The sequence below is a fragment of the Paenibacillus profundus genome, from assembly GCF_021369635.1.
Taxonomy (GTDB): Bacteria; Bacillota; Bacilli; order Paenibacillales; family Paenibacillaceae; genus Paenibacillus_B; species Paenibacillus_B profundus.
In genome coordinates, this window is sequence record NZ_JAJNBZ010000030.1 from 31,385 (window position 1) to 45,235 (window position 13,851).

12 protein-coding genes and 4 pseudogenes are annotated in these 13,851 nt (G+C 42.2%); 8 read left to right on the forward strand and 8 right to left on the reverse strand.

Going from position 1 to position 13,851, the window contains the following annotated elements; genetic code table 11:
* Positions 1 to 149 precede the first annotated feature (149 nt).
* A pseudogene (locus LQV63_RS24720) lies at positions 150 to 1,065 on the reverse strand (LysR family transcriptional regulator).
* Between the two features lie 110 nt (positions 1,066 to 1,175).
* On the opposite strand from LQV63_RS24720, the gene hutG reads away from it, so the two are divergent.
* From hutG to putP, 7 genes and pseudogenes are all read left to right on the forward strand, one after another.
* Positions 1,176 to 2,165, forward strand: coding sequence for a formimidoylglutamase (gene hutG, locus LQV63_RS24725; RefSeq protein ID WP_407672966.1), 990 nt, complete (start codon positions 1,176 to 1,178; stop codon positions 2,163 to 2,165).
* Positions 2,149 to 2,987 (forward strand): annotated as a pseudogene (locus LQV63_RS24730) (sodium/glutamate symporter); the annotation flags it as partial. The gene hutG and the pseudogene LQV63_RS24730, both read left to right, overlap by 17 nt.
* 20 nt (positions 2,988 to 3,007) lie before the next feature.
* Positions 3,008 to 3,421: pseudogene (locus LQV63_RS32165) on the forward strand (ATP-binding cassette domain-containing protein); the annotation flags it as partial.
* 9 nt (positions 3,422 to 3,430) lie between these two features.
* Positions 3,431 to 3,730: an ATP-binding cassette domain-containing protein gene (locus tag LQV63_RS32170; RefSeq protein ID WP_407672967.1), complete on the forward strand. Its 300-nt coding sequence runs from the start codon at positions 3,431 to 3,433 to the stop codon at positions 3,728 to 3,730.
* Positions 3,727 to 3,912, forward strand: a complete 186-nt coding sequence (locus tag LQV63_RS24740) for a hypothetical protein (protein WP_233698679.1) — start codon at positions 3,727 to 3,729, stop codon at positions 3,910 to 3,912. The genes LQV63_RS32170 and LQV63_RS24740 overlap by 4 nt, the downstream gene beginning before the upstream one ends.
* The gene (locus LQV63_RS24745; protein ID WP_233698680.1) at positions 3,909 to 4,469 is read left to right on the forward strand and encodes an ABC transporter permease; all 561 of its coding nucleotides are present in this window, start codon (positions 3,909 to 3,911) and stop codon (positions 4,467 to 4,469) included. The genes LQV63_RS24740 and LQV63_RS24745 overlap by 4 nt, the downstream gene beginning before the upstream one ends.
* A gap of 354 nt (positions 4,470 to 4,823) precedes the next feature.
* Positions 4,824 to 6,320 (forward strand): sodium/proline symporter PutP, encoded by a 1,497-nt coding sequence (gene putP, locus LQV63_RS24750; protein ID WP_325175920.1) that lies wholly within the window; start codon positions 4,824 to 4,826, stop codon positions 6,318 to 6,320.
* A gap of 1,222 nt (positions 6,321 to 7,542) precedes the next feature.
* Here putP and LQV63_RS24755 read toward each other — a convergent pair.
* Positions 7,543 to 8,016, reverse strand: coding sequence for a GNAT family N-acetyltransferase (locus tag LQV63_RS24755; RefSeq protein ID WP_233698681.1), 474 nt, complete (start codon positions 8,014 to 8,016; stop codon positions 7,543 to 7,545).
* A gap of 217 nt (positions 8,017 to 8,233) precedes the next feature.
* Here LQV63_RS24755 and LQV63_RS24760 point away from each other — a divergent pair, with 217 nt between their 5' ends.
* Entirely contained in the window at positions 8,234 to 8,707 is a 474-nt protein-coding gene (locus tag LQV63_RS24760) for a helix-turn-helix transcriptional regulator (protein WP_233698682.1), read from the forward strand.
* Between the two features lie 481 nt (positions 8,708 to 9,188).
* Here LQV63_RS24760 and LQV63_RS24765 read toward each other — a convergent pair whose 3' ends face one another.
* The 6 genes and pseudogenes from LQV63_RS24765 to LQV63_RS24790 all read right to left on the reverse strand — a co-directional run bounded on the left by LQV63_RS24765 (position 9,189) and on the right by LQV63_RS24790 (position 13,768).
* Positions 9,189 to 10,721 carry a vanadium-dependent haloperoxidase gene (locus LQV63_RS24765; RefSeq protein ID WP_233698683.1) on the reverse strand — a complete coding sequence of 511 codons (1,533 nt, stop codon included), beginning with the start codon at positions 10,719 to 10,721 and terminating at the stop codon, positions 9,189 to 9,191.
* Positions 10,722 to 10,947: 226 nt separating this feature from the next.
* Positions 10,948 to 11,274: an AzlD domain-containing protein gene (locus LQV63_RS24770; protein WP_233698684.1), complete on the reverse strand. Its 327-nt coding sequence runs from the start codon at positions 11,272 to 11,274 to the stop codon at positions 10,948 to 10,950.
* Positions 11,265 to 11,993 (reverse strand): AzlC family ABC transporter permease, encoded by a 729-nt coding sequence (locus LQV63_RS24775; protein WP_233698685.1) that lies wholly within the window; start codon positions 11,991 to 11,993, stop codon positions 11,265 to 11,267. The genes LQV63_RS24770 and LQV63_RS24775 overlap by 10 nt, the downstream gene beginning before the upstream one ends.
* Positions 11,994 to 12,072: 79 nt before the next feature.
* Positions 12,073 to 12,507, reverse strand: a pseudogene (locus LQV63_RS24780) (TrmB family transcriptional regulator); the annotation flags it as partial.
* A 16-nt stretch (positions 12,508 to 12,523) separates the two neighbouring features.
* The gene (locus LQV63_RS24785; protein ID WP_233698686.1) at positions 12,524 to 12,811 is read right to left on the reverse strand and encodes a stalk domain-containing protein; all 288 of its coding nucleotides are present in this window, start codon (positions 12,809 to 12,811) and stop codon (positions 12,524 to 12,526) included.
* Positions 12,812 to 13,204: 393 nt separating this feature from the next.
* Positions 13,205 to 13,768, reverse strand: a complete 564-nt coding sequence (locus LQV63_RS24790) for a cupin domain-containing protein (protein ID WP_233698687.1) — start codon at positions 13,766 to 13,768, stop codon at positions 13,205 to 13,207.
* Between the last annotated feature and the right edge of the window lie 83 nt (positions 13,769 to 13,851).

Here is a 13,851-nt window from a genome sequence, read left to right on the forward strand (position 1 = left end):
CTTCCATGCTGGAACGCTCAAGTTCTTTCGTCTTAACGGTTAATTTTAGTTTTACCTCAGGTAATGGATGTTCTTCCTATTGGAAATATTATCATACATAGAAAAAGAGACGCCTCCTCCGCCAATAAGGAGGTTAAAGTGTCTCTACCTTATACCTCATCTATAATATCCGTTGCTTTTTTCCCCGGCGCAAAGTTTCGTTGAATCTCTTCCAAGAAGCATTGAACCGCAGGTGCCAAATACCGATTTTTCATATACATCATATAAACTGTTCGTTCCAACGCAGGCGAATCCAACGTTTTGTGGACAATCGATACATCCTTCGGTTCAACTAAATAATTTTCAGGAATAATGGCAAGCCCAAGATTTTCTCTTACCAATGTCAAAGCGGTCTCAAACCGTTCGATTTCAAATTTGATGTTCGGAGACACTTGCTCAAGCGCAAAGGCGTTCAAAATATCTTCCCTTGTCTGGAATCCTTCCATGCTAATAATGAAGGGTTCTCTTGCCAACTCTTCGAATGTAATGGTTTCCTTCTCGGATAGAGCGTGATCCCGATGCAGCACCAGGACTAACTTTTCCTTATACAAAGGGAGCGATTCAATATCGTCTTCGTGGATGCTGGTTCGTAATGATGAGATGGGTATGGTATTTCCGCAATGAATCGACCACCGCCTTTCTGCTCAGCACCTCGAACAGCTTAATATGAATCGAAGGAAAGCGGCCTTGATATTCACGAATCACTTGGGGCACCCACTGCCTTACGGACTCGATCATGCCAATCACAAGTTCCCCTCTTCCGGTCAGTTTTACTTCTTCCATCTCTTTTTTCAAAATGTTCATTTGGGAAAGCAGCCGAATCGACTTTTCATACAAAACGCTGCCAGCGTCCGTCAGTTCGATTTTTCTCGTGCTGCGTTCAAACAACGGCAATCCGACCTCATGCTCCAAATTTTTAATGGCATTGCTTAAAGATGGCTGTGATATATGCAGTTTTTGTGCGGCTTTGGAATAGCTCAACTGATCGGAAACCGTCACAAAATAATGTAATTGTTTGATATCCAGAACGATTTTCCTTTCGCTATTTATAACTAAAAGCTATTAATTTATTTGTATTATATATTTTAAATGATAAGAATGTCATCATATAATGAAACAACAGAATACGAGAAAGGGTGGGGACATTGCGAAAACCTATTGGAGCCGATGTATGGACCGGTCGAACCGATCATGCGGAAAGAAGAAGCAGCTTCCGCTACCATCAAATTGTGGAACGGATGGAACTGGATGCACCATGTAAGACCTTCTCTACCAACACTTGTGCCATCATCGGTTTTGAATGCGAGGAAGGCGTTTGGCGCAATCAAGGGAGATTAGGCGCAGCGAACGCTCCGAATGCGATCAGGCAAGCGCTCGCAAGCCTCCCCTGGAGAACAGCGGAAGGACATCGTCTTGTCGATGCGGGGAATGTGACTTGTTCCAATGACAAGCTGGAAGAAGCCCAGGAAGCATTGGGCCATACCGCCACTGATCTCTTGTCCAAATCCGCTACTCCTATTATTTTAGGCGGAGGACATGAGACGCTGTATGGCCATTATTTAGGTGTCCGGCAGCATATCGGACCAGATGCTTCGCTAGGAATTATCAACATTGACGCCCATTTCGACTTGCGCCCCTACGACAATCAGTCTTCATCAGGAACGATGTTCCGACAAATAGTAGAGAAGGATAGCAATAGCCGCTATTTTGTGCTTGGCATCCAGCGTTTCGGTAATACACAAGAACTGTTCGACAAAGCGGACGAGCTCGGTGCCCGCTACATTCTAGAAGAAGACATGCATGAAGGACAGATGGATGACATCCTTTCATCCTTACACGCGTTCATGGAACATCAGGATTATGTCATGCTCACCCTTTGTACCGATGTTCTCAATGCGGCATTTGCGCCGGGAGTCAGCGCTCCATCTCCTTTCGGATTAACACCGATGGTAGTTCGCACCCTTATTCGCACGGTCGCCGCTCATAAGAAAACGCTTTCTTTCGATATTTGCGAGGTAAATCCGGCTGTTGACGAGAACGGAAGAACCATAAAGCTAGGTGCATACTTGACGAATGAAGCTATCATGACATTTATGGGGAGGAACACTGATGACGCTGGCACTTAATCAAGTGAATACGATATTTTTGGCCGTAGCCCTGCTTGAACTAGGAACCTTTATTGTCAGAAAATCGGGAATACTGCAAAAGTCTGTATTCCAGCGCCTGTTGTCGGTGGACTGCTGTTTGCCATCCTTGCTACGATCCTGAAAACGACGGGTCTATTGGAAATTACATTAGATACTTCGCTCCAAAGTCTATTCATGCTCACGTTCTTCACCACGGTAGGATTGGGCGCAAGCTTTCAACTCATCAAATTAGGCGGCAAGCTGCTCGTCATTTACTGGCTTGCCTGCGGATTCCTCGCTTTGGCGCAAAACGTAATCGGGGTTTCCCTCGCCTCGTTATTCGGCATTCATCCGCTGATCGGAATGATGGCAGGGGCCGTAACTATGGAAGGCGGACATGGAGCGGCAAGCGCATTTGGACAAACCATTGAAGATATGGGGATCCACTCGGCATTGTCGATCGGGATCGCGGCAGCTACCTTCGGTCTTATCGCCGGTCTGCTTGGCGGTCCGACGGTTAAATATTTGATAGCGAAATACAGTCTGAAGCCAACGGAAACAAAAGAAGAAGCAGCCGACGTGGAACAAAACGTTCAACCGATAACGACAAATTCCTTCTTCATCCAAGTGCTGCTCATTACATTCTGTATGGCGTTAAGGACGTATTTGGGTGAGCTGTTCACGTCAGCGACAGGCTTTGTCCTTCCCGGATATGTCGGATCCATGTTCGTAGCCGTTATCGTCCGCAACCTCGTGGATAAACTCAATCCGAAGGCCATCGACATGAAGAGCATTAACTTGGTTAGTGACGTGACGCTTGGATTTAGGAGGGATTTGATAACGTGGAAACAACGATCAAGGTAGAAAACTTGAGCAAGACTTACGCCAACGTCAAAGCAGTTGATCATCTAAACCTATCGATTTGTCGTGGTGAAGTATTCGGCTTGCTGGGCGCAAACGGTGCAGGCAAAAGCACCACCATTGAGTGTATATTGGGCACCAAAAAATAGGACAGCGGTACGGTGTCTATATTGGGAATGGATCCGCAAACAGAACGAAAAAAACTGTTTGAGAAGGTCGGTGTTCAATTTCAAGAAGCCAATTACCAAGAGAAGATAAGAGTGTCGGAACTTTGTGAAGTCACTGCATCTCTTTACAAAACCGCTATGGATTACGCGAGCTTGTTACATCAATTTGGGCTTTCCGACAAGCTGAAAAGCCATGTTAGCGAGCTTTCGGGTGGACAGAAGCAACGACTGTTCATCGTGCTTGCGTTAATTCCAAATCCCGAGGTCGTCTTTTTAGACGAGTTGACTACTGGGCTTGATGCAAGAGCAAGACGAGATGTGTGGAAAAGCCTTGCTGATTTAAAAGCAAAAGGGTTAACCATTCTGTTGACCTCTCACTTCATGGACGAGGTGGAAACTCTTTGTGACAAAATCATGATTCTGAAAAAAGGGAAGAGCATTTTTTGCGGGACAGTACAGGAAGCGATTGCGGCCAGTCCTCATGAAAAATTTGAGGATGCATATTTTTGGTATACAGACGAGGAGGGAAGAAAATGAGAGCATTTAGGGCGTTGCTCAAAACTGAGTGTAAATTGTCTCTTCGCGGGATGGACATGTTCATCTTTGCGATCTGCATGCCTGTTGTCGTCGTGATCATTTTAGGTGCAGTTTTCGGAAATAAGCTAGCTTTCGATGGCGCAGCTTATACCTTCCTGGAACAATCCTTTGGAGCGAAGTGACGATTGCAATATGCGCTGAAGGAGTTATGGGACTTCCTTTAGTGGTATCCGATTACCGAAGCAGGAGGATACTAAAACGTTTTAAGGTAACGCCGACCAGTCCCGCTCTTATACTAGCCGTACAAGTTGTCATTTATGCGATTTACTCCATTGCTTCACTTATCCTTGTTTATATGACTGCAGCCATTTTTTTTGGTTATCAATTTCATGGCTCATGGCTGCAATTTTTAGGCACATACTTACTGGTCATGCTGTCCATGTTCAGCATAGGACTACTGGTGGGTGGACTGGCGCCAAACATGAAAATAGCAAGTGCTGTAGCCAGCCTGCTATATTTTCCAATGCTTATTTTCTCTGGTGCTACCTTGCCTTATGAAGTTATGCCTGCGGCGCTTCAAAAAGTGGCCGATATATTACCGCTAACACAGGGCATCAAGATGTTGAAAGCCGCTTCACTTGGCATGCCAATGGATAGTGTCATCATTCCCGTGGTGGTGATGATTGTACTTACAGTGATATGTATGAGTATGCCTCTTCGCCTCTTCAAATGGGAATAATCGGTTGATTTTTCATTTTACACTTTGATACATTTTTTCCATTGTGTTATTATATATGTAATAAAGGCCAAGTGCGCTAACAATTGATCCATACAATTGGCTTGGATGGTTTATTCCCTTCTAAGTCGTAGGAATAAAACCCACCTTCGGCGCTAACCTTCGGGTGGGTTTTTACTTTCGCTTGTTGTTAAAATTTCCTCCAGCTCGATGGACAATCGCCCTCTCTATTGAAAAAAAGTTGACCTAATTTAGAGCCGCCTGCAATCTGACGATAAAAAACTTCGAAATTCAGGTCAATATGTTAATGGGATGGTTATATATTGAATAATAATCATTTTTAAACGAGGTGGAACAGTGTCAGAAAATATCCCAAAAATGATTTCCATTGTACTATATATGGTAACTATGCTAGGTATAGGGTGGTATGCTTTCCGCAAAACGACAAACTTGACGGACTATATGCTAGGGGGTCGTTCCTTAGGGCCTGCTGTAACTGCTTTAAGTGCTGGCGCTGCCGATATGAGCGGATGGCTGTTAATGGGGCTTCCGGGAGGGATTTACCTGACGGGACTGTCAAATATCTGGATTGCCATTGGCTTATCAGTTGGCGCCTATCTTAACTGGCTGTTTATTGCCCCACGTTTGCGCACATACACGGAAGTTTCCGGGAATTCCATTACCATTCCGTCGTTTTTGGAAAATCGATTTAAGGATAGCACCAAACTTCTGCGGATCGTTTCCTCTATTGTTATCCTAACCTTCTTTACGTTCTATATTTCCTCAGGAATGGTGGCAGGAGCCGTCTTTTTTGAAAACTCCTTCTCCCTTCCTTACATAGCGGGGCTGCTCCTCGTATCCGGAGTGGTTGTTGCCTATACATTGTTTGGGGGCTTTCTTGCTGTCAGTTGGACGGACTTTGTCCAAGGGCTTATCATGCTGTTTGCCCTTATCCTTGTACCGGTGTTAGCAATGAGCGAGACGGGTGGGTTTGCCAACACAGTTGCTACAATCAGATCCATAGATCCGTCCCTTCTGGATTTATTTGCTGGCACTACTGCGCTCGGCATCATCTCCGCAGTTGCCTGGGGACTTGGCTATGTTGGACAACCGCATATTATCGTCCGCTTTATGGCCATCCGCTCTGTACAGGAGACCAAAACTGCGCGACGTATTGGTATGGGCTGGATGGTTGCCTCATTACTTGGCGCTTCACTAACAGCATTGGTTGGTCTTGCTTTTTTTACACAAACAAATTATACATTGTCTAATCCAGAGGCTGTCTTCATTCAACTTGGACAAATTTTATTCCATCCGTTTATTGCCGGACTTGTCCTTGCTGCCGTATTGGCTGCAATAATGAGCACGGTTTCTTCTCAGCTCATTGTAACCTCTAGTGCATTAACAGAAGATTTATATAAGCTGATTCTTCGTAAAAATGCCTCTGATAAAGAACTTGTGTTCTTTGGACGAATGGCTGTTCTAACGATTTCAGTCATCGCCTTCCTGCTTGCGCTGGGCGGTGAAAATAAAACCATTTTAAGTCTCGTCGCTTATGCTTGGGCCGGTTTTGGCGCTTCCTTTGGCCCCGTTATCATGTTAAGCCTATACTGGAGAAAAATGACCAATTGGGGTGCCATTGTCGGAATGTTAGCAGGTGCAACAACAGTTATTATTTGGAAAAATGTTGACTTGCAAATTACTAAAGATATATACGAAATTATTCCCGGATTTATCGTCAACCTTATCGTCAGTATTGCCATAAGCCTGTTTACCTATCAACGGGACGAAGCTATCGAGAAAGAGTTTGATACCAGCTTGAAACTGTTACACCCAAATGTAGAAGAAGCATGACAATTGCGGGTAGGGGGAAATTCCTCTCCCCCACCTCTGTATACACATCACCATATGTGAAAACGATTCTCAGATGGAGCAAGCCAGTCCCCGTTCGGGACGTTCACCCTAAAGATGACGCCCATGCCGGGCTTATGCGAAGGACTCTGGAAGTGGGTCAAAGCGGATATAGTGAATAACGTCTTCTATCACACTGTAGATGAGATTTTCGGAAGAATGTCTGCTTTTGTGTTGAAAGAACCTCAAGCAATCATTGACCGTCCCTGTGTGCGAATGAAGTCTGATAGAGTCGACCAAATCATCACAATAATTCTCTTCATTAAAAACTCCTGTTTGTCTTCGACCTGCTTCATGCATACCGACCGTATATTTCCGATTTTCTAATATCCCTGCTTTTGCTAATAAATAGGGTGATCTTGAAATTGAACCAATGATCACTTCGCTATTAAACTCAATGCAGCAAATTTCCATTCTTAAGCCCGAAGGGCGGTATTGATACTAGTTAAGTATATTCTTTCTCTTTTTTTGAATAGTTGTTATGTATCCCGTATCTATTTCATATTTGTTGCGCTAGAAAAATCTCAGCTAGTCCAGGGCCAAATGTCAAAAATCTCATTTACAATTCCTCCAAACACTACATTTGGCAACCCCAAAAAAATGATCTTATATTTTAAACGATTCTTCTCCTGGTAATCAGCTCCTTCATGATTATTTCTAAGCCCGTTATAAATATAAAACCACCGTAATCCGATCTGAATATAAAGCGCTATTGCTAGACTTATCATCCCTAATATCAAATTAAAAAAAACTAAAATTTCAGGCATTCGTGTCATCCAAGCAATTATTAAGGATATAAAAACAAGTAACAATCCTGATAAAAACCATATACGCAATATTAGCAACCAACCTCTCTTTGATAATCAAACGCTTTACCAAATAATTTTTACATTCACCCCGCCTATTGGTATTACTATAAGAATTTTTCCGATTTTGCGATGATTTCTTATAACGTTTGTGTGTTCCCGACGCCTCACCACCTTAAGGTCGGAGGAAAGGCCGCGATGCGGTTAGGTGGTGCGGATATGTCCCGGCATTCGCTTCCCAGACTAATCGCCCAGGATCGAGGCGCTTGTCTGCCGATGCGTGAACACATTGTTATACGCTGTTGTTGGATTTTATTGAAATTCCTACAATATTAGGGTTTAAAAATACTAAGATTACGCTAAATTAAACTTTTATCATAAAACACAATTGTCATTTTGTCGTTAATTTGCTTTATTTCCCCCGTCTTTTGATAACCTAACTTTTCATAGAGATAACAATTACTCTGCTCTTGTAATATTGTTTCTAACTCCCAATTTCTCGCGTCGTTATACATATTTTCGATAATCGAAAATACTTTTTGAGCAATTCCTTTCCCTTGATGTTCAGGCAAAATAAATATTGGGCTGATGCGATAGGTCTTATTCTCTTTCTTTACAATTCTAATTGCACCTACGGAAACATTGGAAATTTTTATAATGTAATAATCCGTAAATGATTGATTTAATCGATCTATTATTCGTTCCACAGATTCATTAGCAGGGCTGGTTTCATAATCTTGATATTTATCTAACAACGGCATAAAGGCTTTGATTTGCATTTCGTGAATAATCGATGCTTCATTAAGACCTGATTTGAATAAAGAGATATCCATTTTATTACCCCCTCCAGATACAAACTTATGACGTGTTCTATTTATATATCGGTTTCCAGCAATTTGTGTATAAAGTTCTTGTATCTACGAACCCGAGAGGCTTAAGGCGACGAAGTCGCCGAGTGGCTCCGCCACTTAGACTCGCAGGAAGCCTTATACGCAACCATTTTGGCTGCCGAAACTTTTCCTTAAAAGGAAAGAGGATTGGCAAAAGAAGATGCTCGAAAAGTTAGATCAAATTTTCAAAGTTTATTTTGGTCATAAAGAAGTTGGATGGGAATATAAAATAGCTATATTATTGACTCAAATCTGGTTTTTGGTAATTCTAAATATAAAGAAAAACGAACTGACTGATACATCCCCTAAATTGTCACTACAATTTGAAAGAATCCAACTTATGTTAAGATTTATCCATGAGAATTATCAAGAAAACATTTCACTAGATGACATCGCTTCTAGTGCTAATATAAGTGTAGCTGAGTGTGGGAGAACATTTCGGAAGTTCACAGCCATGACACCATATAAATATGTAATGGATCATCGTTTACAAAGAAGTGTGGAGTATCTCAAGACAAATAAATACTCAATCACTGAAATTACTAGTTTAACAGGATTTAATCAAGTAACTCATTTTATTCAAGTATTTAAAAGGAAGTATGGTAAAACACCTAAGGAGTATCAAAAAAATTGAAACAACTGACTTTAGATGTTTCCTTCTTAAAGTTACAGAACATCGTGATCTTACTACTAAAATCATTAAATCTCTCCATGTAAGTCGGCTGTTTATACTTCACTCCATTAGTTTCCTCTGGTTCTACAGCCGAGTTTGTAAAGCCGGAAATAATCTTTTATTTATCTCTCATTTCCGTGGTGTGCTATTCAGTAACTTGAAAATAGTAACGTCGAGCTTGTTCATCTCATCCCATTCATTCCAATCAGAAGCATTAAAATCTCTGCTTCTCCCTTTGCAACGTGTTACAAAGGCATGTTAGGCATTCCACTCATTTCTAACATGCCTTTGTCTTATTAAATCTGTTAGGACTTAACATGTCAATCGATCATAATAATCTCATAACCAATACTCTTCCCCGTGACTGGCTAAAAGTCTAGCTAACCATGTAGGAAAATCAGAATTTTCGAGGAAAGTCCTAGGCTGCTTTATACCCGGGCAATCATTTTACAAGTATGGTTGTGCCGTCGAATTTCGTAAGCTTAAATCCGCGGAATGGCTCGTTAAAAGTATGCCTGTAGTTGCGAAGCAAACCAATGGCGGCAGCCTCGCCCAAATTCATGCCATCGAAACAGTCAGAGCGATAATGAATACCAGCAAATGCTCGAGCGATGGCCAAGTTATTGGCAAGCTTATTCAATTCACCGCCTACTGTGAGCGGCGCTCCGTTAAAAGGCTCAAGGGACAGGCCGTCGTCGCTCGCTGTAACCGGATTCGGAAGAACAAAATCTTCATTGAAGAACGCCTTTAACATAGTGACGCCTGCGCCGGCAATTACGGCATGACCTGCCGGATAGGACGGATGTGCCGGGCAGCCTTCCGGGTAAGCCTGCGGCAGCAAATAGGTGCCGTATTTATTGAAGGTTAGATCAACTGCGGGAGAATTCAGGAGTTGGTCATTAATCGGATAATTTGCTTTGTTCGTTATTTTATGTTGAACGAGACCGCCAAACTCTTCCGGCCGAAGTCTCCGATGCACAAGAAACTTCTGATACCAGGCAGACTCGAGCGAGAAATTCGCGGCCCGCGCGACCAAATCCAAAATATACGGAGCACCAAAGGTGACAAATCCGGTTTGGGTGCGCGATTGGGAATACGGATTGGCCGGATCGAGTGCGGAAGGCCCCAAGCTCAACAAATATAAACAAGCCATTAACACACCTTGATAAGAAAAATCTTTATGCACCCATTCGCTTACATCTCTTCCGTTTCTTAAAAAGCGAGGCACCGGATCGTAAACGATGGAAGCAGACGGAGCAGCGCCGTTTTGAATGCTCAGCCATGATTGATAATCTATTAGAAAATGTTGACCCGCCAAAGGAACCTTGTATTTTTGAATCATGGCAGTGGCGCCAAATGGAATATCTTTATATAAAAATTGTGAGATATATGGACCTGTCAGATCGCCTTGCGTAACGCCGCGAAATAAAGTTTGCGGCGTTACTTGTCCATTTATTTTGGGCCCGTAAAAATCCGTCAGATTTGAAAGGTTTTCCGCTGCTGCAGCCGCTAATGGATCCCTATCGTAGCTGTTGAACGGAACATCGCGTAGCAGCGATTCCCAGTACAGTTCTACCATATCGCTGGCGGCCGCAGCACTGTTTATCGAAGGAGGAGCTGGAATCGTTAATGCATGTCCGTCGGGGCCGGCAAGATCATACACGTAAGCGCCTTGCGGATCAACGAGCTTGAGCGTTCCCCCGAGCGGAATTTTTTCAAATTTACTTGGCTTTCCGCTTTTCAATGCTTTGAGATATGCCTGGTAAGCATGCCGATCGACTTCTCCAAGACCGTTATGCGGCAGGCCTTTCGAGAAGTTTCCGATTTTGTTCGGATATTTTTTTTCATCGTGATTGCAGGGCTGCGGTAAGATTTTGCGCAACTTTTCTTCAATGGCAGCTTGTTTCCGAATTTGATACGCGTTACATTGCCTTTCCTCCGGATCTAAAGGGCCGAATGCACATGAGTCATCCATATGATTCCTCCTTGAGCGATTAGTAAGAAACACAAAGTTCTTTACAGTCTATTCAAATTTATCGTTTTAGTATGGTTATATGTAGATTACTAGGCCGTAAAAGCAAAAAAGGGCTTTATTAACATTTTTGCTTGCATATAAAAGGATCTAGCGGCTTGCCGCTAGATCCTTTTAACACGCGCATTTGCATGCAAACGTGGCACTTGACCAAATTAAGTATCTCGTTTTAAAACAAAAAGCGTAAAATGATAATGGAAATAATACCTCCCACTACGGTTCCCAATAGACTACGTGTTTTTATCGCAATAAAAAAAGTCGGTATGGCTGCAAAAAATTCGATGTTATTTGAAAGAGATGAAATCTTTCCATCATGCATAAATATCTCTTGACCTATCAAAGCAGCTATAACAGAAATGGGAACATAATTTAACCATCGCATTCCCCATTCTGGTAATTCAAAACGACTAAGCACCATAAGAGGAACAACCCTTGGAATGAACGTTACAAAAGCTGAGCCTAAAACAATCAAAAAAACGTCCCATCTTACCTCCATTTTTCCACCACCATTCCTATTGTTGAAGCAATAATTGTAGCAACAATAACCCCCATACTGCTGGAAAACACGAAAGAACTTCCTACAGCAATGACAACTGCTATAATTGCGACAACGATATCAAGTTTAATTTTATTTCGCCCTAACATGGAGAGTATGAGAATTCCAATAAACATAGCTGGCAAGGCAAATTCTAGACCAAATTTCTCGGGATTCGAAATCCATTGTGCCAAAAATGCGCCTGCTACATTAGCTATAAGCCAATTTACATAAGCTGTTATGTTGAGGCCATGCATCCATTTCTCACTGATTCGTTTTTTCTTCGCAGCCTCGGTAATCGCGACACCGAATGTCTCATCGGTGAGTAGAGAGCCTACTAGCATGTTTCGAAGAGGAGACAGATGCCGAAAATAAGGTGCTAGTGCTGCACTAAGTAAAATATGACGAAGATTCACAAAGAAAATCGTAATAATAATGGCCGTAAGCGAACTACTTGTTGCTATCATTCCTGCAGCAATAAACTGAGCTGAGCCCGCATAGAGAATTAAAGACATCAGAGCGATCTCAGCTATGCTAAGTCCCGCAGTTTTTTGGATAACACCAGCAGCTAATCCGATACTTAAATACCCCAGTAACGTAGGGATACAATCTTTTACTCCTTGGATAAAGCTATCTTCATCTCTTTGAGATGAATTCATTTGGACGTTCGACAGACTCATTTCATCCCCTCATTATTTTGAAAATTTAGAAGCTAACACACTAACTACTACGAAAAAGTGAAAGAAAATACGGTTCAATTTATTTGAACCGTTTTCCAGTAACAACATGAAATAGGTTAGGGTCGTTTTTCCAAAGAGCTTCTGTTTTCTCTGGGCCAACTTCTTTCACTAATTCTGAGAACATAATGTCATGCCTAATGTATTCCATCGCGATTAACACAAGTGCTGGGTCTTCTGTTTTTACCGCCCATGCAGGCGTATTTGGCGAAAAATTCGCAATTAATACTTCTTCATTATCCCGTGCAACAATCGTTAATCGACCGTCCATACGTTCCTCAGCTACTTCTGGAGCCATGTAATTGTGATGAGTTGTTACACCGAGCTGAATCTCAGGTGCTCCAAAAAGAATAGAAAAAACGTGGATATCATCTTTTATCCGCCTATCTATAGCACCTTTTATCGAAGCGACTTGTGGCTCCCAAATCGACAACCATATTTCTTCTTCTGCTTTATCTTTATTCTACTAGCCCTTATTTTTTCTGTCCAACTAAGTGTAGCCGATCCACTTTTGAGCTTTGCTGTATTTTCACGTTTTGCGCTTTTTGCTGCCAATCCACTTTAAATTTCAAATTCTCGGCAACTACCCGAATGGGAATCATCACGTTATTGTTTATGTTTACGACCTCAGCATTCTCAGGGAGAATGCACTCTTCACCATCCAAAATAATTTTAGTTTGCTTAGCTGCCGCATCGCTATCATTTGGGAGTGCTATCAGAAAAAATAGACAAAATAGAATAAAAAGTATGGATTTCTTCATAATACACCTCAGTCTCATTTCTGCTTCTTACTAGTTATTCATGAGGAAATCTACGGCCTGCCATCCAGTGTAAAAGCATACGATGATTCTCTCGACTGCTTCTAGTTCCTCTTCTATCACAATCCCCAATGATTTGACATACAATATTCTACAAATCTATGTATAACCCCTTCTATTTTATTGGTAAAAATATTCACCCATTGTCTTATTGATCAGTAGAACATCCTCTTAGAACGCCGAAGCCTTGCATTACAGTGGACTCCGTTCCATGACATAAAAAAGACGCCTGGATATAGAATATCTCAGCGTCTTCATCGTCATTTTAATCATCTCTGTCATGCAAGGCTTGGTTGATCTTCATCCTGAATTGGTCTTGGTCTAGTTTATTTTATTTCAATGGTTACTTTCTTCTTCGGCCATGGCAATCGCTTTTGTTGGATGAACGGTTCCAAATGGATGCTCGGGCGGGGCATAGATGGTATAAAGTTTAAGCGGTTTATTCCCTATGTTGACTATATTGTGCCACGTACCAGCAGGAACCAAAATTGCATAATCCTCATTGACTCGCTGCTCGATGTCTACTTTGTCTTTGCTTGGCCCCAACCTGACAAGCCCTTCTCCCTCCTCAATTCTTATGAATTGATCCGTGTGAGGATGTACTTCCAAACCGATATCATCCCCAACATGAATACTCATCAGCGCCACTTGTAGGTGCTCTCCAGTCCATAAAACGGTGCGGTAAGTATCGTTTTGCTTCCTGGCATGATCAATGTTCACTACGAACGGATTTGGACCGTAATCCTTCAATATCATATTTTCCATACGTTGGTTCCAGGCATAAGGCCATAGATATTGACTCCAGCTGTAATCATAAGGGTTCACATTAAAACCTCTAAGAGGGTTATTCACGGCGTAATACATAGAATACTGACATTGCGGGCAATTGCATGGGTACATCTTCATTCACCTCGTAATGATTTTGTTATGCACCCGTTATCCTATGCAATCGCCTATAGAGGCGGAATCAAACATGTCATATT